General features: G+C 68.2%; 20 protein-coding genes and 2 pseudogenes. 13 read left to right on the top strand and 9 right to left on the bottom strand.

What is annotated here, in order from left to right; all coding sequences use genetic code 11:
- Positions 1 to 126: 126 nt before the first annotated feature.
- From ABXJ52_RS00810 to ABXJ52_RS00790, 5 genes are all read right to left on the bottom strand, one after another.
- Positions 127 to 585: a VOC family protein gene (locus ABXJ52_RS00810; protein ID WP_367038400.1), complete on the bottom strand. Its 459-nt coding sequence runs from the start codon at positions 583 to 585 to the stop codon at positions 127 to 129.
- A complete protein-coding gene (locus ABXJ52_RS00805) occupies positions 582 to 1,892 on the bottom strand; it encodes an MFS transporter (protein WP_367038399.1) in 1,311 nt (436 codons plus the stop codon). The genes ABXJ52_RS00810 and ABXJ52_RS00805 overlap by 4 nt, the downstream gene beginning before the upstream one ends.
- Positions 1,893 to 1,903: 11 nt before the next feature.
- Positions 1,904 to 2,743 (bottom strand): DUF1080 domain-containing protein, encoded by an 840-nt coding sequence (locus tag ABXJ52_RS00800; RefSeq protein ID WP_367038397.1) that lies wholly within the window; start codon positions 2,741 to 2,743, stop codon positions 1,904 to 1,906.
- Positions 2,744 to 2,885: 142 nt separating this feature from the next.
- On the bottom strand, positions 2,886 to 3,839 hold the full coding sequence (locus ABXJ52_RS00795; RefSeq protein WP_367038395.1) for a hypothetical protein: 954 nt from the start codon (positions 3,837 to 3,839) through the stop codon (positions 2,886 to 2,888).
- A gap of 250 nt (positions 3,840 to 4,089) precedes the next feature.
- Positions 4,090 to 5,298: an ROK family protein gene (locus ABXJ52_RS00790; RefSeq protein WP_367038393.1), complete on the bottom strand. Its 1,209-nt coding sequence runs from the start codon at positions 5,296 to 5,298 to the stop codon at positions 4,090 to 4,092.
- Positions 5,299 to 5,495: 197 nt separating this feature from the next.
- Here ABXJ52_RS00790 and ABXJ52_RS00785 point away from each other — a divergent pair, with 197 nt between their 5' ends.
- The 10 genes from ABXJ52_RS00785 to ABXJ52_RS00740 all read left to right on the top strand — a co-directional run bounded on the left by ABXJ52_RS00785 (position 5,496) and on the right by ABXJ52_RS00740 (position 15,587).
- Positions 5,496 to 6,677, top strand: coding sequence for a Gfo/Idh/MocA family oxidoreductase (locus ABXJ52_RS00785; RefSeq protein ID WP_367048721.1), 1,182 nt, complete (start codon positions 5,496 to 5,498; stop codon positions 6,675 to 6,677).
- A 5-nt stretch (positions 6,678 to 6,682) separates the two neighbouring features.
- The gene (locus tag ABXJ52_RS00780; protein WP_367048719.1) at positions 6,683 to 7,603 is read left to right on the top strand and encodes a sugar phosphate isomerase/epimerase; all 921 of its coding nucleotides are present in this window, start codon (positions 6,683 to 6,685) and stop codon (positions 7,601 to 7,603) included.
- Positions 7,604 to 7,984: 381 nt separating this feature from the next.
- Entirely contained in the window at positions 7,985 to 8,821 is an 837-nt protein-coding gene (locus ABXJ52_RS00775) for a sugar phosphate isomerase/epimerase (protein WP_367038391.1), read from the top strand.
- Between the two features lie 249 nt (positions 8,822 to 9,070).
- A complete protein-coding gene (locus tag ABXJ52_RS00770) occupies positions 9,071 to 10,099 on the top strand; it encodes a LacI family DNA-binding transcriptional regulator (protein ID WP_367038389.1) in 1,029 nt (342 codons plus the stop codon).
- A 147-nt stretch (positions 10,100 to 10,246) separates the two neighbouring features.
- Positions 10,247 to 10,819 (top strand): GNAT family N-acetyltransferase, encoded by a 573-nt coding sequence (locus ABXJ52_RS00765; protein WP_367038387.1) that lies wholly within the window; start codon positions 10,247 to 10,249, stop codon positions 10,817 to 10,819.
- Between the two features lie 103 nt (positions 10,820 to 10,922).
- Positions 10,923 to 11,261 (top strand): hypothetical protein, encoded by a 339-nt coding sequence (locus tag ABXJ52_RS00760; RefSeq protein ID WP_367038385.1) that lies wholly within the window; start codon positions 10,923 to 10,925, stop codon positions 11,259 to 11,261.
- Positions 11,262 to 11,520: 259 nt separating this feature from the next.
- Positions 11,521 to 12,126, top strand: coding sequence for a dihydrofolate reductase family protein (locus ABXJ52_RS00755; protein ID WP_367038383.1), 606 nt, complete (start codon positions 11,521 to 11,523; stop codon positions 12,124 to 12,126).
- Between the two features lie 376 nt (positions 12,127 to 12,502).
- Positions 12,503 to 13,843 (top strand): hemolysin family protein, encoded by a 1,341-nt coding sequence (locus ABXJ52_RS00750; protein ID WP_367038381.1) that lies wholly within the window; start codon positions 12,503 to 12,505, stop codon positions 13,841 to 13,843.
- Complete coding sequence (locus ABXJ52_RS00745; protein ID WP_367038379.1) at positions 13,840 to 14,862, top strand: hemolysin family protein; 1,023 nt, start codon at positions 13,840 to 13,842, stop codon at positions 14,860 to 14,862. Before ABXJ52_RS00750 ends, ABXJ52_RS00745 begins: the two co-directional genes overlap by 4 nt.
- A 125-nt stretch (positions 14,863 to 14,987) precedes the next feature.
- Positions 14,988 to 15,587, top strand: a complete 600-nt coding sequence (locus ABXJ52_RS00740; RefSeq protein ID WP_367038377.1) for a GPP34 family phosphoprotein — start codon at positions 14,988 to 14,990, stop codon at positions 15,585 to 15,587.
- Positions 15,588 to 15,795: 208 nt separating this feature from the next.
- Here ABXJ52_RS00740 and ABXJ52_RS00735 read toward each other — a convergent pair whose 3' ends face one another.
- From ABXJ52_RS00735 to ABXJ52_RS00720, 4 genes and pseudogenes are all read right to left on the bottom strand, one after another.
- Entirely contained in the window at positions 15,796 to 16,773 is a 978-nt protein-coding gene (locus ABXJ52_RS00735; protein WP_367038375.1) for a M23 family metallopeptidase, read from the bottom strand.
- A 110-nt stretch (positions 16,774 to 16,883) separates the two neighbouring features.
- Positions 16,884 to 17,105 (bottom strand): annotated as a pseudogene (locus ABXJ52_RS00730) (hypothetical protein); the annotation flags it as partial.
- Positions 17,106 to 17,173: 68 nt separating this feature from the next.
- Complete coding sequence (locus ABXJ52_RS00725) at positions 17,174 to 17,686, bottom strand: hypothetical protein (RefSeq protein WP_367048717.1); 513 nt, start codon at positions 17,684 to 17,686, stop codon at positions 17,174 to 17,176.
- Positions 17,687 to 17,782: 96 nt separating this feature from the next.
- Complete coding sequence (locus tag ABXJ52_RS00720; RefSeq protein WP_367038373.1) at positions 17,783 to 18,346, bottom strand: DinB family protein; 564 nt, start codon at positions 18,344 to 18,346, stop codon at positions 17,783 to 17,785.
- A gap of 131 nt (positions 18,347 to 18,477) precedes the next feature.
- On the opposite strand from ABXJ52_RS00720, the gene ABXJ52_RS00715 reads away from it, so the two are divergent.
- The 3 genes and pseudogenes from ABXJ52_RS00715 (at position 18,478) to ABXJ52_RS00705 (ending at position 20,974) form a co-directional block, all read left to right on the top strand.
- Positions 18,478 to 19,128: a hypothetical protein gene (locus ABXJ52_RS00715; protein ID WP_367038371.1), complete on the top strand. Its 651-nt coding sequence runs from the start codon at positions 18,478 to 18,480 to the stop codon at positions 19,126 to 19,128.
- A gap of 358 nt (positions 19,129 to 19,486) precedes the next feature.
- Positions 19,487 to 20,095 carry a hypothetical protein gene (locus tag ABXJ52_RS00710; RefSeq protein WP_367038369.1) on the top strand — a complete coding sequence of 203 codons (609 nt, stop codon included), beginning with the start codon at positions 19,487 to 19,489 and terminating at the stop codon, positions 20,093 to 20,095.
- A gap of 61 nt (positions 20,096 to 20,156) precedes the next feature.
- Positions 20,157 to 20,974: pseudogene (locus tag ABXJ52_RS00705) on the top strand (IS5 family transposase).
- Positions 20,975 to 21,108 lie beyond the last annotated feature (134 nt).

Genomic DNA, 21,108 nt, shown 5'->3' with positions numbered 1-21,108 from the left:
TTACGCTGTGAACACGGTTCTGTTGACCCGAGTCAACACAGGGGAAGGGCCGACGTCAGGGCTCATGCGGGAGGGGAATGGCAGTCATGCGCATGTGTGGGGGACGACGGTCATGTGGACGGACGCTCACGGGCACGGCTTGATGTTGAGATTCACCCCGAGGGTCGCCTCGCCGTCCAGGACGGTCCAACTACCGCCGGGGTAGGTGCCCATGTTGCGCAGCGCATAGCCGAGATGCTCAAGGTCGCCGACCACCGTGTCACGTGCCTCACCGACCTGGAAACCGATGTGGTGGACGCCGTTTCCGTGTGTGTCGAGGAATTCCCTGAAGGTGGAGGGGTTCTCGTCCGGCTCGTGCAGCTCGATGACGAAACCGCGGTCCCTGCATTCGATCACCGCGAACTTCAGCCCGTAGCAGGCCGTTTGCCCGCGGTAGGTCTCGTGGGGGTTCGGCTCAGGCTCCGTGACGCGGATGCTGGGGCGCGCGATGTCGAGCAGGTCGCACCACGCATCGAGGGCGCGGTCCATGTCATCGACGACCAGAGCGATCTGGATGAAACCGGCGAGCGGCAGAGGACTCTTCATGGTGATGTCTCCTTGACGGTCTGACGTACGGGGTCGGGTTGTCCGGCGGGAGGATGCTCCGTCGGCCGCGGGGGCTGTGGGGCTGGTTCGACCGGTGACTCGACCCCGTTTTGCTGCTTGCGGAAAAGGCACGCGAAGACCAGGAACGTCAGGACCGCTACGGCTGTCGCGATGCCCCACAGCCCGTTCCAGTGACTGAGCTCGGAGGTGGGGTGATGGCCGACCGTGCCGCTGTAGATGAATCCGGCGATCAGCGCGCCCAGGCCCTGCCCGACACCGATGCTCACGAAGAAGACCAGGGCCTGCGCCTGCGCCTTCAACGCCGGTGCCACCATCCGGTCCACGTAGATACATGCCGTGATCATGAAGAAGTCGTTGCACGCGCCGTGCATGCCGACGACCACGTAGGCCAGCCAGACCTGTCCGTTGTTCATGACCAGGAAGAGGACGCAGCGGACGACCCAGCAGATCAAGCCGATCGTCAGCACGCCCCGATAGCCGACGGTGCGCAGCAGGGCCGGCAGCAGCAGGATGAATGCCAGCTCACAGGCCTGGCCGATGGACATGACGGAAGCGACATCCGTGATGCCCGCCGCGGACAGATGGGTGGAACCGTAGGCGTTGTAGATCGAGATCGGGACGGAGATCAACAGCATGCACGCCATCAGCGCCACGAACCTGCGCTGACGGAACAGTACGAACGCGCCACTGCCGATGACATCTCCGAGCCGGAAGCGCACGTCCCGTTGCTGCGGAGGGGTGGAGGGCAGGGTGAAGGAGTACAGGCCGAGCACGACGGCCCAGCCCGCGGTGAGATAGAAGATGACGGAGCTCGCCGACAGACCGGCCTGACCGACGATCAGGCCCGCGACGATCCACGAGGCGGTACCCAGCGAGCGGATGTAGGGAAAAATGTCATGCCGGTCCTTCAGGTGCACGAACGCGATGTTGTTCGGCATGGCCTGGGTCGGCTGGAAGAAGACGGTGAAGACGAAGATGAGAACGAGGAAGAGAGTGTCGTTCCCCGACTTCACCGCGCTGGGGATGAAGAGCAGGACGGCGGCGCCCGCCAGGTGCAGGACACCGAACACCTTCTGAGCCTCGAAGAAGCGATCTGCCAGCGCGCCGACGAACATCGGGGAGATGACGGCGGCGACGGAGGAGCAGACGAAGACGAGGCCGATGAGGTTGCCAAGGCCGTTCTTGCTGAGCACGAGGCCGATCGTCGGGAACCAGGAACCGAACACCAGGAACTCGAGGACCATCATCGAGCCGAGCCGGGCGTACAGACCAGTGGAGTTGTTCATCGATGGCCCTCTCACAGCTGCTTGATACGTAGATTTCGCCAGCGGCAGGCGGAGTCGGCGCCCCACCGGGCCGGGCCCATCCGCTTGTCGGTGTCGTGTACCTCGAGCGCGATGTGTCCCCGTGAGCCGAGGAGCGCCCGCACGGTCTCGGCGTCGTAGTGCGGAGCCTCAAGGGTTTCGAGATCGATCTCGGCGACCAGGAGTCCGTTGATCCAGGTGGTGACGAGCGGCATGCCGCCGACACAACGGATACGGAACTCGTTCCAGTCGTTCCAGCGCCAGGCGGCGAGGAAATCACCGACATCACAGGCCCGGGTCAGCATGGCGCGCTTGTCCGGCGTGAACGGCTCGAGACTGGTGGCAGGGTCGTCCTCGCGCAGGCCCACAGGGTTGCACTGCGGGCCGGGTTGGGCGTTCAGGGCGAACGGGACGGCGTGGAAGGCGCCGATGCCGTTGCCGTAGTAGCCGCCGATCGAGCCGGACGCGCGGTGGTCGAGGAGGACCTGCAGGCCCTCCCAGGAGTGCGGTCGGCGGCGTATCAGGATGCCGCTGTCGGCGGGCCAGTCCGGCTTGGCCTCCAGGACCAGCTCGAAGTCGCCGAAGGACTCCTCGCTGACCAGGTAACCGCCGTAACCGCTGCCGGGCGGGTCCTGCCTGCCCACCAACTCTCCTTTCTCGACGCTCCACTTGGCGGGGTGGGCGTCGGCGTGCACCTGGTAGTCGGGCGGGAAGTTGTCGTCGTCCAGAACGTGCGGGCCGCCAGGCCACTGTGTGCCGTAACTGCGCGGCACCGCGTACCAGCCGTCGAGGGTTTCTCCGTCGAAGAGGCTGCGGAAGCTGTTGTCGGTCATGACGGACCGCCTTTCGGCGAGGAAGGTCGAGCGGCGGGACGACTGGGCCGCGTGGGGTGGGTCCGGACGCGATCCCGGACGCGGAGGAGATCGCGGTGGTCAGGCGGGGGCCCGCGGGATCCGCCGCATGGCCAAAGGCCTGTCAGCGGTCCGCCATGGGATAGGAGACAAAGGCGAAGGCGCGGCTGTCGGGTGCCCAGCTGTTGACGTTGAGGGTCCCTTGCCCGCCGAAGAGCGGAAAGGTGGCAAGGGGCGTTTGCCAGTCGTCCGTCGCGACCAGGTTCACGGCGACGTCGAGGTTCTCCGGGTGGCCGAGCGTGCCGGCGGGGAAGACCACGTACGTGGCGAGACGGCCGTCGGGTGAGACATGCGGAAACCAGTCCACGGTCTCGGAGTTGACCAAGCGATCGAGGGGGCCTCCCGCAGCCGGCAGGCGGGCGATCTGCGCGTGGCCCGGCACGCTCGTGAACGCCTCACTGTTCAGGAGGATCCACACGCCGTCGGGGGAGTACTCCGGGCCGTCGATGTGGCCCTTGCCGGTGTCCACGACGTAACCGCGTCCGCCCTCGGCGGGCATCAGAGCGAGTCGGCCGGGTGCGCCCTCCACGCCGCACGGGATCTGCACGTAGGCAAGGGTGCGGCCGTCCGGGCTCACCCCGTGCAGAAAGTGCAGCGTCCCGTCGTCGTCCGTCAGGCGGGTCCCGGTGCCACCGGTGAGAGGCGCCCGGTAGAGGTGACCGTCCATGCCGGAGACGTACATGTGGTGGCCGTCGGGGGAGAGGACGTGGTCGTTGTTGATCGGCGGGACGCCGTCGAGGGCGATCTCCACCAGCTGGTCGGTCCGCTGGTCCAGGTTCAGCCGCCACAGTCGGCCATCGCCGTTGAGGAGGAGGCTGTTGCCGTCCGGGCTCCAGTTGGGGGCTTCCAGGAGGATGTCGGAGGTCTCGAAGACCAGCGAAGGGGTGGACGATTCGGCGGAAGCGACCCACACGCAGGTGCGCTGCCCGGCCCGCAGTTCACGCGGCCGCATGCCGGTGTCTTCGACATGGGCGCGTGGGGGAGTGACTGCTGGGGTGGTGGCCTGGTGGTCGGCCATGGTTGGTACCCGTTCTCTCGTCGCATACCTCGGGCGACCGTGCGGACGGTCCTGCCCTTGGGGCACCGGACACGGCGGGCGCGTGGGGCGCCGGGCCGCGGGGTCGGCAGAGGCGCCGACAGATCCGATGCGAACGAAACCGGGGACGTGAGACGCCTGAATCATTGACGGATCCTGACAGCGCTGTCAAGCGATTGTCTGACAGCGCTGTCATGAGAACGCCCTGAACAGGGCCATAAGGAAGGGCTGATTAGTGGCTGAGCAGCGCGTCGATGTTGCCGGGCGCGAGCACCGTCTCGATCCCCGCCGCCACGCCGCCCGCGATCCCGGCGTCGCCGAGAATGCTGTGACTCAGCAGCAGATTGCGGGTCGCGAGCGGCAGCGCCCTGCGGTAGACGACGCTGCGTACTCCTGCCAGAACGTCGTCGCTGCCAGTGCTGATGAGGCCGCCGATGACGATGGTTCGCGGGTTGTAGAAGTGCACCAGGGTCGCGACCACCTCGCCGATCGGCTCGGTGGCTCCCCTGACGGCCCGTACGGCTCCCGGGTCCCCGCTGCGCAGCAGAGCGGCCAAGTCCTCGATGGTCGCCAAGTCGCGCCCCTGCGTCTGCAGGCGGCGAAGTACAGCGCCCGCGGAGGCGATTGCCTCGACGCAGCCGACGTTTCCGCACACGCACACCACGTCGTCCCTCGACGCCGCTCGTACATGGCCGATGTCGCCGGCCGCCCCGTCGGCGCCGCGATGCAGTGAGCCGTCCGCGGAAACCAGGCCTCCGCCGATGCCCATGCCGATCGTGAGGTAGAGCAACGGGGACTCTTCCGGTGGCCGGGCGCGTGCCTCGCCCAAGGCCATGAGGTTGACGTCGTTGTCCACGAGCACCGGGCAGCCGAATCGCTCGCGCAGCGTGTCACTGACCGGGAATCCGTCCCAGCCGGGCATGATCGGCGGCCGCACGGGGCGGCCCAGTTGGGCGTCCACCGGCCCCGGCAGCCCCACCACCAGGCACCGCACCGCGCTCGGTTCGACCGCCGCCTCGGCGAGGGCGCCGAGCAGACCCTGTTCCAGTGCGTCGAGTCCGGCGACGGGGCCAAGGGCGATGTCCAGGGCGATCTCCTGGCGCACCAGCTGTGTCTGATCCAGGTGGACGACCGCCAACCGCGCCGACTGGGTGCCGACGTCTGCGACCACCACCACGTCCGCGCGGTGCGCCAGGGCGAGCCGGTGCGCCGGGCGGCCACGCCCCCCGCCGGCCGCCTGCCCGTCCTCGACCACCAAACCCGCCCTCAGGAGCGGCTCGAGATGCGTGTTGACCGCCGTACGCGACAGACCGGTCGCGCGCACGAGCGACACACGCGAGGGGGCCGCACCCGCGGCGATGAGGCGGGCCAGCGAGCTGCGCACCACACTGCCCTCGGTCCGGCCGGTGACGTGCGGCAGAGCCAGGCGTACCGGTTGCACCAGGACACACTCCCGTCGCTTTTCGTTTTATTAATGACTGGAAAGAAAATAAAACAGGTCTCTTGTGCATGTAAATGGCAGGCCTTTAACTTTCCTGCAGGCGATGACTGGGGCGTGAGACACCACAGTGACCGCACTACCGGAGGAGTCTCGGGGTGAGCCGACCCAGCGCTCCGAGCGGGCCAAGAACGGCGGGCATCCCCCGCCCGCTGCCCGCCGTACCACCCGCAACGACCCGCCCTCAGCCCCTCGGCGTCGCTCTCGTCGGAGCCGGAATGATCGCTGACGTGCACCGGCGCTCCGCTATCCTGGCGGGCGCCGACATCGTCGGCGTCCTCGCCTCGACGCCCGAACGCTCGCGCCAGGTGGCTCAGGAATGGGGTGTCGATCGCGCCTATGAGGACCTCGACGCCGTCCTCGCCGACGACCGGGTCCACGTCGTGCACATATGCACGCCCAACGCCACTCACGCGCCGTACGCCGAGGCCGCGTTGCGCGCCGGCCGGCACGTCGTGTGCGAGAAACCGCTGGCCGCCGACGTCGAGCAGGCGCAGCTGCTGGCCCGGCTCGCCGAGGAGTTGGGCCTGGTCGCCACCGTCCCCTTCGTCTACCGCTACCACCCGTTGATCCGCGAGCTACGGGCCCGACGCATGGCCGGCGAATTCGGCGAGTGGTATCTGGCGCACGGCAGCTATCTGCAGGACTGGATGCTCTCGCCGGACACCTCAAGCTGGCGCGTGGACAGTGAACTGGGCGGCCCCTCACGGGCGTTCGCCGATATCGGCTCCCACTGGTGCGACTTGGTGGAGTGGGTCTCGGGCGAATCCTTCACCGAGGTGCTGGCCCACACATCCATCGCCATCCCCACGCGTCCGGCCACCACCGGCCCGAGCTTCTCGGGCCCCACCGCACCCGACGGGGCGCGCGTGGCGGTGCAGACCGAGGACTCCGCAGCCGTCCTGCTGCGCACCGCCGGCGGCCTCCTCGGCTCCACCGTGGTCTCCCAAGTATCGGCCGGCCGCAAGAACCGGTTGTGGTTCGAACTCGACGGTGCCCAGGGCAGTGCGGTATTCGATCAGGAGAACCCGGAGACACTTTGGCTCGGGGACGCCGACGGCCACCGTGTCCTGGTGCGCGATCCTGGGCACGGTTCCGCCGAACAGCGCCGCCTCTCCCGGCTGCCCGCCGGCCACGTCCAGGGCTACGCCCAGTGTTTCGAGGCGTTCGTAGCCGATACCTATGCCGCCGTACGCGGTGAACTCACCGCCGCACAGCGCGAGGGCCTCCCGACGTTCACCGACGGCCTGCGCTCGGCGCACCTGGTCGACGCGGTGCTGCACTCCTCCCGTGACAACGCCTGGACGAAGGTGGAATCGTGACAACCATGAAACTCGGCATGTTGACCGCATGCCTGCCTCAATGGGACTTGGCGAAGATCGCCGTGTGGGCGCAGCAGGAGGGGTACCAAGCTCTGGAGGTCGCGGTCTGGCCCGGCACAGGCGGACGCGACTTCGAGGCCAGCCATCTGCCCGTCGCGCAGTTCGGACCCCGCCAGGCCGAGGAGACCCGCGCCCTGCTCGCCCGCCACGGCCTGGAGCTTTCGGCGCTGGCCTACTACGAGAACAACCTCCACCCGGATCCGGCGCGCCGCACGGAGATTCGCACGCACCTGCGCCACGCCATCGACGCCGCGCAAGCACTCGGAGTGCCCTATGTCGGCACGTTCATCGGCCGCGACTGGACGAAGTCGGTCGCCGACAACCTCACCGAAGCCGAACGGATCCTGCCCGAGCTCGTCGAGTACGCAGGCGAACGAGACGTGCGCATCATCGTCGAGAACTGCGTCATGGAGGGCTGGCACCCCGACGGATACCCCGGCAACCTCGCCTACTCCCCGGAACTGTGGGAGTGGATGTTCGAGCTGGGCTTCTATCTCAACTGGGACCCGTCCCACCTGACCTGGATCGGCATCGACCCGGTGGCGACCATCGCGCCTTACGCGGACCGCATCGTGCACGCCCAGGCCAAGGACGTCGAGCTGGACCCCGCGGCCCGGCAGCGCTATGGCTTCTTCGGCAAGTCGGCGAAGGGCGGCGACCCTTGGGACATGGGCTGGTGGCGCTACCGCGTGCCCGGCCTGGGCCAGGTGGACTGGCGACGCGTCGTGGACCGGCTCTACGAGCACGGCTTCACCGGCACCCTCTCCGTCGAGCACGAGGACCCCGTGTGGAGCGGCGACGAGGACCGTGTCACCCAGGGCCTGCGTATCGCCCACCGCAACCTGAGGCCGCTGATCGTCTCCTGAGGGCGACCACCGCCCGCCACTCGTCGGCTGAGTCAGCCGCCGCCCGCCCGGATCGGCGCGGGCACCTCGATGAGCCCTGCACCGAGCCGCGCCACGGGGCGTGCCGGTGGGCCCCGGCCCCGTGCCGGTGGGCCCGGCCCTGTGCCCGTGGTGCCGGCCCCGTGCCGGTGGGCCCGGCCCTGTGCCCGTGGTGCCGGCCCCGTGCCGGTGGGCCCGGCCCTGTGCCCGTGGTGCCGGCCCCGTGCCGGTGGGCCCGGCCCTGTGCCCGTGGTGCCGGCCCCGTGCCCGTGGGCCCGTCCCCGCGCACACCGGCCGCCGCCGCTTCAGTCCCCCTATGCGCCTCCGCTCGCCCCCTTACCGTGCCGCGCAGTCAGGAAGAACATGTCCATCGCCCCCGCGCTCCTGTCCGTCCAGCTCTTCAGCGTCCGCGACCAGCTGGCCGCCGACCGCGGCGCCGCCCTCGCCCGTCTCTCAGAAACAGGCTTCCGGCACGTCGAGCCGTTCGGCCTCTGCTCCACCGACCGGCCGGCCGCCCAGCGCCTGGCCGAGGCCCGCGAACTGCGGACGGCCCTGGACGCGGCTGGCCTCGCCGTGTCCGCCGTCCATGCGGGCCTTCCCGCAGACCTCGACGAACTTGTCGAGGAGTGCGGGGAGTTGGGGGCCGACACGGTATTCGTGCCACACCCGCACATGGTCAGCGGTCAGACCCGCTTCGACGAGGACACCTTCACCGGCTGCGCCGACTCCGCCGGACCGGCCGCCCTCGACGCGTTCGCCGCCCGCCTGGGCGCCGCGGCCGATGAACTGGCGGCCCAGGGGCTGAGCCTCGGCTACCACAACCACTGGTTCGAATGGGTACAGTTGCCTGACGGCACCACCGCCTGGGACCGCTTCTGGTCCCGCACCAGCGACGCACTCCGCGCGGAGCTGGACGTCTACTGGGCGGCGGCAGCCGGCGTCGACCCGGCCACAGTCCTCACCACCCTCGGCGAGCGCACCATGGCCCTGCACGTCAAGGACGGTCCGGCCCAGCCCTGGCAGCCGCAGACTCCCATCGGGACCGGCCGCGTCGACCCGGACACGACGCTGCGGCACGTACCGGCGAGCGTTTCCTGGTGTGTCGTCGAGATCGACAGCACCGACCTCGACGCCTACGACCTGCTCGCCGGCAACGCCCAAGCGCTTGTAGAGCGCGGACACGCCCGCTGGGAGGCATAAAAAGAAGGCCACCGCCCCTGCTCGATGAAGCCATGGGAGTGGACGGCAGGCCGGAGCGATGCGGCTCACCGCTAACGGTGTCGTGCACCCGGACGACAATGCAGTGAGCGGTGGGAGCGGCACAGCGACCGGACGGCGGACGTGGGCCACCGCACGCCATTGCCTACGATGGGGCGTCTGATCGGCATCGGGCAGGTCGCCGCACCCCCAACGGCCGGCCGATACCCGAGTTGAACCCTTGGAGGGGCCATGGGACCGCGCGGGCAGGGAGACCTGGAGCGCCCGACACTCGCCGCCGTCGCAGCCCTGGCCGGCGTCTCTCCGTCCACGGTCTCACGGGTGGTGCGCGGCTCCCTGCCGGTGAGCAGTGAACGCGCCCGGGCCGTGCAGGAGGCCATCGAACGCCTCGGCTATGTACCGAACTTCGCCGCCCGTCAGCTCGTCACCAACCGCGCGGACGTCTTGGGCATGGTCATCCCCGAGGACCAGACCCACATTTTCGCCGAGCCGTTCTTCGCCCGGCTGATCGACGGTGTGGCCGCCGGCCTGGCGGCCACACCGTTCCGGTTCGTGCTCATGGTCGGCAGATCGGCCAACGACCGGCAGTGGCTGGAAGAGTACGCGCACGGTGGGCACGTGGACGGGCTGATGGTGCTGTCGCCGCAGCGTGGGAATCCGCTCGCCGGAACCCTGCAGAGATCCGGCGTGCCCGTGGTGTTCATCGGACGGCCGTTCGGGGCCACAGGGGCGCGCTATCTCGACGTCGACAATGTGGGGGGAACGCGTGCAGCTGTCCATCATCTGTATGAACGTGGCCGCCGAAACATCGCGATGATCACCGGCGTCCGGAACATGCGCTCGAGTCACGACCGCCACCGCGGCTATCTGCGCGGAATCGAGGAAGTGGGGTTGGCCGAACGGGCATCTCTAGTTGTTCCCAGCGACTACACGGCGCCGGGCGGCCAACGGGCCATGACAGAACTTCTGGGACGGGGTGTCCCGGTGGACGCTGTGGTGGCCGCCTCGGACATGGTCGCCCGCGGGGCGTTGCGTGCCCTGCACACCGCGGGGCTCAAAGTGCCCGAGGACATCGCTGTCGTCGGGTTCGGCGGTGACACGAACAGCCACGAGTCCGAGCCGCCGCTCACCACCCTGTCCCAGCCGGTGGAACAAATGGGCAGTGAGCTCGCCCGGATGATGGTTGCTGTTGTCGAGGGATCGCAGCAACCGCGGAACGTTCTCGTGCCGACCGAGCTGGTCGTACGGGCCACCACCTGAGACGTGGCGAGAGACCCGAACCGCGCCCGGTTCTTGCCGGACGAGTGAGAAAGGCGAGGAACAGCGGGCGGCGCCTTGGTCGTGAGGACCGGACCGGGGTGGGAAATTCGATGTCCCGGCCGCCCGTGATGACGCACGATGGGCGGCATGCCCTTGACCACTCCCTCGCTGAACACCGCTCGCCTGCGACTGCGCCCCTTCACCGACGCCGATGCAGACCACCTCTTCGCGCTGCACAGCAACACACACGTAATGCGCTACTGGGATTCCGCGCCGTGGAACGAACGCGCCCACGCTGACCGCTTCATCGCGAGGTGCGGAACGATGGCGGACGAAGGCACCGGCGCACGGGTTGCCATCGACCGTGCTTCAGACGGGGCCTTCGTCGGCTGGTGCGCTCTGACCGACTGGGACCCGGACTTCCGCAGCGCGTCGCTGGGCTACTGCCTCGCTGATACGACGTGGGGGCACGGCTACGCGACGGAAGCCGCGCACGCCCTTTTGCAGTGGGCATTCGACACACTGGACCTGAATCGAGTTCAGGCCGAGACCGATACGCGCAACGTGGCATCTGCCCGGGTTCTGGAGAAGACCGGATTCCTGCGGGAAGGGACGCTGCGGGAAGAATGCATTGTGAACGGCGAGGTATCCGACACGTGGGTGTTCGGGTTGATCAGGCGAGAGTGGCGGCCGTCGACCATGCCGGTCCCAGCTCGCTGAGACGTCGTTACATCCGTTTCTGGTCCAGGCCGCGGCCGGGCTGGGTGAGGACACCTTGGCGGGCGGGGCGCCCGAAAGACGCATTCCACACCACGGAGGCACCGTGACCAGCACAGCTTGGACCGTCCCCATTCCGCGGGAGAGGGTTCAGGAGTTCCGCGGCATGCTCGCCGAGCTCAACAAGGATCTGTCCGGGCTCGCGGAGCGAGCGCGGGAGGTCGGTTATCACCGGGAGCGGATGTGGCTCCAGCCCAACCAGGACGGCAGCGCACAGCTCATCGTCTACCTCGAGCTCGATGATGGCGTGACTCCGGCCGAACTCGTGGCCCGACTGAGGTCGTACGACTCGGAGTTCACACGCTGGTGGAACCCTCGCTTCGAATCCTTCGGCCTTCCGGCGGCGGTCGGTGAGACGCTGCTCGCTTGGGGCGACGACGCCTGACCCTGACTTCTACGACCGTCGGTCGAAGTGCTCCTCGAGCGCCTGGAGTGCTTGGCCCTTGTGCGGAACTGCCGTCGGGTAGCAGAAGGCCGGTGATCGTCAGGGCCAGGACGAGCTAGGCATGGCCGAAGGAACGAGCAGGGTTGAGGCCGGAGGTCTTGGGCCCGTTGCGGCGAGATATGAACCTCCACGGCGTGGCCGATGAGTCTGTGACACCCGGCCGGTCCAAGCTCTTGGCACCCCAGGAAAGGACACCGCCATGTCGGAACTTCTCGTCGACTTCATCACCTCCCTCGACGGCCACGCATCGGGGGAGGGGTGGCCCGGGTTCTGGGGCCTCGAGGGCCCCGAGTACCTCGCTTGGCTCGGCGAGCAGCCCGAGGCCACCTTCCTGATGGGGACGAACACCTACCGCCAGATGTCGGGCTTCGCCGCAGGCGAGGTCCCCGACGGCCAAGATGAGTTCAGGCCCGAAGAAGAGGCATCCGTCGACGAACTCACGCAAGCGTCCAAGATGGTGTTCTCCTCCTCGCTCAAGGAGCCACTGACGTGGGCCAACTGCACGCTCGTCCGTGACGATGCCGTCGAGGCGGTCCGAGCCATGAAGTCGAGCGGCTCAGGGCTCCTGAGCACGATCGGCAGCCTGCGCCTGTGCCGGTCCCTGCTACGAGCCGGACTCGTCGACCGCTTCCGGGTCGTGATGTTCCCGGTGATCACCGGGGCCACGGGCGCAGAACGCATCTACGACGGCTACCCCGACGTCGCCCTCGAGATGATCGAGCACCGCACCTTCGACGGACGCACCCAGCTGGTCGAGTACAAGCCCCGCGTGCTCGAGCACCCACCGCTCGGCGTGCCTGGGTGACGTCGCCGTAGATGCGTGTCCAGGGTGCGATGAATGTTTTGCGACGGCGCGGTCCCCGTACTCGCTGTAGGACGCGTTTCGCCGGTTCGGGTGCCCCTCTTTGCCGCCATGACGGTTTGCCGCCATGACGGACGAGATGGAGATCGCCTTCCCGTCCTGTGGTGTGCGATGCCCTCACATGATGCCCTGACCTGGGTGGACGGGAACTCGACCGGGGTCGTGACCGTTGTCCTGAAACACCCACACCAAGGAGCAGCGCCTTGTCCGCCACAGCGACGGACCCTCCGGAGCACAGCCCCCGACCACCCCGCCAGACCCTGAACAACCTGGCTGATCGCGGCACGCGGCGGGGCGCCCCCTCTCGATCGACGCGCCGATGAGTGCCGCACTGGGCCTTCTAGCGGTGTTTGTCCTGACCGCCGGCACCGGCTATTTCGTTGCCCAGGAGTTCGCCTACGTATCAGCGGATCGTCTTGCCCTGGCGCGCGAGGCGGCAGCGGGCGACAAGCGTGCCGCCCGCGCCTTGAAGGTCCTCGGTCGGCTGTCCTTCATGCTGTCGGGCGCGCAGCTCGGCATCACCGTCACCGGCCTGGTCGTCGGCTTCATCGCCGAGCCGTCCGTGTCAGCGCTGCTCAGGCCCGTGCTGACCGGGATAGGCATTCCGGACGGCGCCGTCAGCGGCATCTCGGTCGTCCTGGCCTTCGTGCTGGCCACCGTCGTACAGATGGTCCTGGGCGAGCTGGCGCCGAAGAATCTCGCCCTCGCCGTTCCCGAGCGGCTCGCCAAGTCGCTTGCCGGCTCCACCCTCGCGTATCTGAAGGTCGTCGGACCGCTCGTGCGGATCTTCGACAGCGCGGCCAACCGGCTGCTGCGCCGGGTCGGCATCGAGCCCGTCGAGGAACTGCATCACGGAGCGACCCTGGAGGAGTTGGGTCACCTCATCGGCGAGTCCCACGAGCAGGGTGAACTGCCCAAGGACACCGCCGCGCTCCTCGACCACGCGCTGGAGTTCTCCGAGCGCACGCTGGACGAGGTGATGGTGCCGCGCGCTGATGCCGTCTTCGTCCGCAAGGACGCCAGCGCCGCGGACGCGGTCGAACTGATCGCCAAGCACGGCCACTCCAACTACCCCGTCCTCGGCGACCACCCCGACGACATCGGCGGCGTGCTGGGCGTCCGCGAACTCATGCGACTCCCCGCGGACAGCCTCGCCGAAACGACCGCGGGGGCGGCCGCCCGGCGCCCCCTGCTGCTGCCCGACACCCTGGAACTGCCCGCCGCGGTGGCGCAGATGCGCCGGCGGGACGATGAGTTCGCCGTCGTCCTCGACGAGCACGGCGGTGTGGCGGGCATCGTCACGTACGAGGACATCGCGGAGGAACTGGTGGGCGACATCGCCGACGAGAGCGACACCGTCGTCGAACTCGCCGCCCCTGACGGCAACGGTTGGCTGGTGGACGCCGGCCGTCGCCTGGACGAGATCGCCGAAGCCACGGGGATCGAGCTGCCCCAGGACGACGACTACGACACCGTCTCCGGCCTGATCGTCGACCGGCTCGGCCGCTTCCCCGCCGTCGGCGACCGCGTCGCCCTCCGGCTGTCCGACGAGGGCCGCGCGGTCATCGACGTACGCACCCTGGACCGCCATGTCGCCGAGCGCGTACGTCTGGAATGGATGCCCCACGCCGAGGCCCCGCCCGAGGAGTCCCGCTCATGAGTTTCCCGATGGCGCTCTTCGTCACCGTCCTGCTGCTGATCGGCAGCGGCTTCTTCGTGGCTGCCGAATTCGCACTGGTCGCCGCGAAACGCCACCGCATGGAAAAGGCGGCAGCCGACAAACAGCGCGGCGCCAAGGCCGCGCTCGCCGGGATGCGCGAGCTCTCGCTCATGCTCGCGGGCGCACAACTCGGCATCACCGTCTGCACCCTGGGCCTCGGCTCGATCTCCAAACCCGCGGTCTCACACGAACTCGACCCACTGCTGCACAAGTTGGGCCTCCCCAGCGGGCTCAGCTACGGCGTCTCCTTCGCCTTCGCGATGATCGTCGTGGTCTTCCTGCACATGGTCCTTGGCGAAATGGCGCCCAAGTCCTGGGCCATCGCCCACCCCGAGCGCTCGGCGATGCTGCTCTCACCCCCCTTCCGTGCCGTCGTGAAGGTCGTACGACCCCTGATCCGGCTGCTCAACAAAGTCAGCAACGCGTTGGTACGGATGTGCCGGGTCACCCCGAGGGATGAGCTCACCTCGGTCCACAACCGCGAGCAACTGACCCATCTCGTCGAGGAGTCCGAGCGGCTCGGTCTCATCAGCGCGGCTGATTCCGGGCTGATCACCAACTCTTTGACCGAGCCGCACATGCCGGTCGTCGACCTACAGACACCAGCCGACCAGATCACCTCGATCCCGGCCCAGGCAACCGTCGAGGAGATCCTCGCAGCCGCTGCCGCGCACGACCGCAGCCGTCTGCTGGTGCTCGACGGCCCGCTGGTCCTCGGCTCCGTCCACGCGCGCGACGCGCTGATCGCCCGCGCCCGAGGCCGGACGACCACCAGCGCCAGGGATCTCGCACGCCCCGTGCCGGAACTGGACAGCCAGGACACCGTCGGCCACGCCATCGAGCAACTGCGCGATCGCCGCGCGTCGCTGGCCATCGTCAGCGACGACACCGGACGACTCACCGGCATCGTCACCCTCGACGACCTGCTGGCCCGGCTGATGCATCCGCAGTCCGCGTAGGAGGCCGCGTGTACTGGGCAATACTGATCGTGACAGTCGCACCGCGGGGCCGCGCCGGGCTGGCTTCGGACGTGGGCCCGTTGGCGGAGAGTCACCTTTGTCGATGTCTTTGAGGGGAGCCGTTCATGACCACGGCGAAAGACCTGTTCATCATCGCCATGGAACTGAAGCATTCCGTGGGACAGGGCGACCTGTCCCTCGCACTCGCGGGAGCCGAGCTGATCGATCTCATCGCTGCGGGGGCGGTCGCAGTGGACGGCGACCGCATCGTGCCGGGTGGACAGTCGACGCCGGATGAGCAGCTCATGGACGAGGCTGCGGCAGCTCTCACTCGGCAGGCGCCCTATGAGCGGATCGAGGACTGGCTGTGGCGCCGGGGCCGGGACCTCTCGGCCGTGTACCAGGCCGCCTTGGAGAAGAACGAAGAGCTGAAGCCGCAGCGGAGCGGCCGGTTGCCCTTCGGCTCGAAACGCGTGGAACCGGTCGATACGCCCGCGCGCCGCCGTGCAGGCGACCGCTGGAGAGAGAAGGAGCCCGTCCTGGCCGCCCTCGCCTCGGCCGTGGGCATCGAGAATGAACGATCCGAGGATGAGTCCGTCCTCGAGGACGAGGCGGTGACGACCGTACTGGCCGCCGTCCACGACGCGGTGATGGAGCTGGAGGCAGTACGCCAGAGGCGGACCATCGAGAACGCTGCCTATGCCAATCTCTGGCGCGGACCGTGAGCCGAACCCGACTTCGGGAACAAGGCGACCGCTCAAGATCTCCGCACCCATCGCGGTCCCCCCTGCACCACGACCCGGCCCCCGAGACCAAGTCTCGGGGGCCGGCATCGGAACCCGCAGCCGAATTGACCAACAGCGTCGGAAGTCACGGGCGAGGTTGGCTCGACGGGGTGGTGACCGGTTCAACAGCGTTCAGCTGAAGGGGAGTTCACCTACTGCAACCGGCCGTCTGCTTGACGTACTTGGTAGAGGACCGCACCCACAGGCCCCGGCCGTCCGCGCCGCCGCCACCGTCCAGGCGCCGGTAGAGCTTACCGTCGGGCTTACGGGTGTGGTTGCAGCCCAGCATCACCGTCTTGCCCTTCTTCAGCTTCCCGGACGACTCGTACTTCGTACCGGCCCACTTGCGCTTGTTGACCTCCTTGACCACCTTGAACGGCGCCCACTTCGTCGGCTTGGGGGCCGAGCAGGAGTGCGAAACCTGGTTGCGCCACTCGCCGCCGCCGGGGCCGCCGCCGTTGTTGTCGTTGTAGGTCTTGGGATAGAGGTTCGCGACCTTGCGGTACTTGTCGCCCTTGTCCTCGCCCCAGTGGTTCGCGTTGCCCTTGCCCTTGGCGACCTCGAAGTGCAGGTGCGGGGTGTTGCCGTTCGAGCCGGTCTGGCCGACCGTCCCGATCTTCGTGGTGCGCTTGACCTTCTGGCCCGCCTTGACGCTGCGCTTTTTGAGGTGGAGGTACGTGGTGTAGTAGCCGTAGGAGTGCTTGATCTGTACGACGTTTCCGGCGCCGCCGTCCCACTTCGCGAAGCGGACCGTGCCGGAGGCGGCGGCGCGTACCGTCGAGCCCTCCGTCTTGTGCTGCGGCTCGCGGACCATGTCCAGCGCCGGCCAGTGCTGTGCGTCCCAGGTGTTGACGCGCCACTTCTGCCCGCAGGGGAGGGGCATCCACAGCCGGCGCATGGGCTTGCGTACGGCGTCGGATGCCGCCTTCGACTGGTGGGAGTTGGGCTGGCTCTGGGCCTGGGCGTTCTGAACGGGAAGTGCGCTGTTGTTCTTGTGGTCCTTCTCGATCGCGGCGGCGCTCCCGCTGTCGGCGACGTCCGTGGCGCCGCAGGCGGTGAGGGTCAGGGCGGTGGCCAGGCCCACGGCGGTCGCAGCCAGTGGGGCCGTGCGCAGTGTTCGTTTCATGGTGGTGTTTCCCCCGTAGTGCTGAGCTGATGTTTCTGTGAACACTCAGCACCGTAGGAGGCGGGTCGGCATGGGCGGGAGGTGTTTCGGCTGTGCCCGAAACATGCCGCCGACAGCACCGAGAAGTCGAAGCCCGGCTTAGCCAGTTCCCAGCCCGAGAGCGTATGTGAGGTCGATCCGTGCCCGCACGGCTTCCATGCCCGCACTGCTTCCGTTCCCGCACCGCCCGCTTCCGTTCCCCACCGCTTCCGCGGCTGCCGGTCGGTGAGGCCTTCCACGAACTGCAACACCAGCACCAGACGGCCCGGAGAGCAAGCGGGCTTGCCCCGGGCCCTGCTCAGGCCACCCTGCTGCCGGCCATGGGGGGAGACCAACCGGGCCCCTGACAGGGCGGTAGCCCTCAACAGCCCAGCCGGTGCCGAACGTAGTCCGGCCGGGACCCGCCGACCTCGATGCGGTTCTCGTCGAGTCCGTTGGCGATCCGCAGGCAGCCCCCGGCGAACGCAAATTCCACCACCAACGACCCAGCCGCCAGGCCAGGGCCGGCTGGCCGCCACTCAAGGAGCGCGACCTCGCGCAGTTCCTGACCGACGAACGGTTGGAGGCGCTCATCGTGCTGAGACCATCGGGGCGTCAGCTCGAACCACTCCCACCCGGCGATCTCCGCCGCGGTGTCGATCGTGTCCCAGCCGATCGAGAGCTCGTCGAACTTCCAGTGGCAGACCTCAACCTGGATGCCGTCGAAGTCCAGCACGACCGGGCATTCGGCGAACCAGTCCCCGTCCTCGACGAAACGCACCACGGCGAAGCCCGTCAACCGCCTACCGGCCAGCGTCGCCAGACGTGCCCCGTGCGCCTGCTGAACTGCCTTGCACCCGACCAGAAAAGACGGCTCGAAACCAGAGATCCCCATGTTCACAGCCTGAGTCTCGCGGCCTTCGGCTCAAGCGGCCAGCACATATCGACCAGCAGGATCCTCTTGACGGAGCGGGCTCCAGCAGCCACGGAGTCATATGCGGCGCGGTGCGGCTCCGTCCTGCCAGCGGTAGAGGTCGCGCAGCAGGGAAATCTCGGCGCCGTGATGGATCAGCTCCCGGTTGACATGCAGGACCCTGTTCTCCATCGGAAACCGCTCGGGACCCACCGACGGCGGGTTGTCCAGGTCAGCGTCCGAGAGCTCGCGGACCCCCGCGTTCCATCTCTCGTACATCGCATCGAGCTGTTCTAGCGCCTCGTCAGCGGTCCCCGCGTAGGCGAATGTCGCGGAGTCGACATCCTGGCCGCCGAAGTGCCATCCGACCCGATAGCCCAGGCAGTCGACGATGATGTGCGCCAGCCGCCAGGCAATCGTGGTCACGGGCGCCGGCACCGGGCCAGGGGACGCGAAATCCATCGTCCATTCCCCCGAACCTTCCGACATCGGTGCGGCCGACGTGCCACGTGGGCGGATGCTCCAGCAGCCACGCACCGGCTCCCAGAAGTACTCCTCATCGGTAAGACCGTCCAGCCGGGGCCGCAGGTTCTTGTGCCAGTACCAGTCCAATTGCTCCGCGAGCCGCTCACTCCTTGTCATGTCCGCACACTACATACAAACGAGACCCCGCCCGAGATCAGTGCCCGTGGGTCGCTGCGCGCGCGGCTGAGCGCCACCGCTTGCACTGATATCGGGATGACGTAGCTTCGGGGCGTAGGTAGAACCAACTCATGGGTATCTGGGTCGACACCTTCATCGCGCCTGCCACACCAGCCTTGCTCCCGTTGGAGGAGTTCGGGCAGCTGGTGGTGGACCTTGGCCGGGAGCAGCTGGTGCGCACGCCGTGGGCGGTGTTCGCCGGCACTCTGTGTGTCAACGCCGGTCTGGGCTGGGACAGTGTCCTGGGGCGGGCCCGGTTCGAATCGCCCGCCATCGGAACGGAACTCGTCTCCGAGGAGCGGCCCGCCGATGACGGCCCGGACAGTGAGCCGCCGCCGTGGGGCGTATCGGTTGAGCGGGCGGTGCTCCTGGCCCGCGGCGAGACCCTTGATGACGTGCTGCCCGCACTGCGTGACGCCCCCTACGCGCAGCAGGACATCGCTGTCACATTCCGGTGCCTCGACTTCACCAACTCCGCGATCCTGGACCACTACTGGTACGAGGACGAGCGCACCGTGCTGGCCTGCTTCGCCTTGGCCACGCCGCAGCACAGGCCGCTGGAGGCGAACACCCTCGGCCGGTCGGGCGGGCCGACGCATCCCGTACAGACGTGCGTGGTCAACACGTTCAAGCATGGCGAGGGAACTCCTTGCCCGGCCATCGAAACGGTGGCTGCCCGGCACTTCGGGTCCGCGCTGGTCACCGGTGAAACCTGGGGATGAGCGCCCGCCCCGTACTTGACCGATGACCGCTCCATCGGTTGGCCCACGGCCGAGGCCGGGCTGGGCGCGATGCGGCGCGCGGGCTGGTCGCCCTTCGGCGCGACGGGCGTGGACGACCTGCCACAGGGCAGGCCTATGGTTTCGGCTCGACTCGAACTGCGGCTCATCCTCACCCAGCTGCAGTCCGGTTGGCCACCACGCTCTGACAGACTCCGCGGCGGGCAGCGCTGCTCGCCGCGACAGGCGGGGTAGTTGCTGGAGCCGGACGTACGGTGCCGGTGTGGGCTGGGGCCGGGGGGTCGGCTGCGGCTGGTGCCGTCGTCTGCGGACGACAGCGAGTTCTCGGAACCCTTTCGGCATGGGAGAGAGATTGAGTGACGGACTGACGTGGCTGGCCAACAGCGACGTGACGTGGGCCGGGTATTGCGTGACGCTGGCCCGTGGGCTGGAGCCGGATGAGCCGGATGAGCTGGTGCGGCGCCTGGCCCGGGATGAGCCGGGTCCGCTGGGTGAGTACACGGCCGAGACGCTGGAGGCTCACCTGGAGCGCCGGGATGCGCCCGCGCGGACGGCAGTGCGGTACGGCTCCAGTGAGGGGCTGGCCTTCGCGGTGGCGTACGGGGACTGGCCGGGGTATATGGGCCCGGGGTTCACCGACGGTCTCTCCGGGGAGGCGCACGTCTTCCAGCTCTACTACGAGAGTGAGAATCCAAAGGTGCCGCCACCCTCATTCTCCTATTTTCACCAGGAGACGTACATGTGCGGCTTCGACTTGTGTTCGTTCCCGCACGTGGGCGGTACGGCACCGGATCTGCTTCTCCGTGATGTTCAGGCTGCCGGCATCGAGGGGGAGGAGAGCCGTGACGCCGCCCACGCCAGATCTCTGTCGGTGCTGGAAGAGCGGTTCGGTCTGAGTCTTCCCCGAGGGCAGATACTGAAAGGGCTGCTGCCCGCCGCGACGGTCTAACTGCTTCTAACAAAAGCGGTTGATCATGTGACTCTTGGCGCGTCGGCTCGTTGGTCTGGTTGTGGCGAAACGTCAGTCGCGGCCGTGGATCGTGTCGGATGAACTGTGGTCGCTTATCGAGCCGTTGCTGCCCGAGCCTGGACCGAAGCTGGCACAGGGCAGACCGCGGGTGCCCGATCGGCAGGCCCTGTGCGGGATCTTGTTCGTGCTGCATACCGGCATCCAGTGGGAGTATCTGCCCCAGGAGCTTGGCTTCGGCTCGGGAATGACCTGTTGGCGGCGCCTGGCCGCCTGGAATGACGCCGGCGTCTGGGACCAACTCCACGTCGTCCTGCTGGAGAAGCTGCGCTCGAAGAACCAGATCGACTGGGGCCGGACGGTGATCGACTCCTCCCACGTCAGGGCAGCTCGTAAAGGCCCAAAAGCGGGCCCAGCCCGGTCGACCGCGCACGGCCGGGCAGCAAGCACCACCTCATCGTCGACGGCCAGGGCATCCCGCTCGCAGTGACCCTGACCGGCGGAAACCGCAACGACGTCACCCAACTCCTGCCCCTGCTCGACAAGATCCCAGCCGTCGCGGGACGGGTCGGCAGACCGCGCCGACGCCCTGACGCGCTTCTCGCCGACCGCGGCTACGACCACGACAAGTACCGCCGCCTGCTCTGGCAGCGCGGCATCCGCCCCGTGATCGCGAAACGAGGCGAGCCACACGGCACCGGCCTGGGCATCTTCCGCTACGTCGTCGAGCGCACCATCGCCTGGCTCCACGGCTTCCGCCGCCTGCGCATCCGCTGGGAACGGCGCGACGACATCCATGAGGCCTTCCTCGGTCTCGCCGTCTGCCTGATCACCCACCGCCACGTCCAACGGCTTTGTTAGCGCCTTTAAGACGAAAGCCCTGCCGGTGTCTGCTCGTCGTTCTCAGTGGATGCGGATGCGGATGCGGATGCGGATGCGGATGCGGATGCGGCGCGGACGCCGACCTCGCGGGTCGGATCGACTGGAGCATGGTC

Origin of the sequence: Streptomyces sp. Je 1-332 (genome assembly GCF_040730185.1) — a bacterium.
GTDB lineage: Bacteria > Actinomycetota > Actinomycetes > Streptomycetales > Streptomycetaceae > Streptomyces.
The sequence above is the reverse complement of the archived record's forward strand: the minus strand, read 5'-3'. Positions and strand labels throughout refer to the sequence as shown.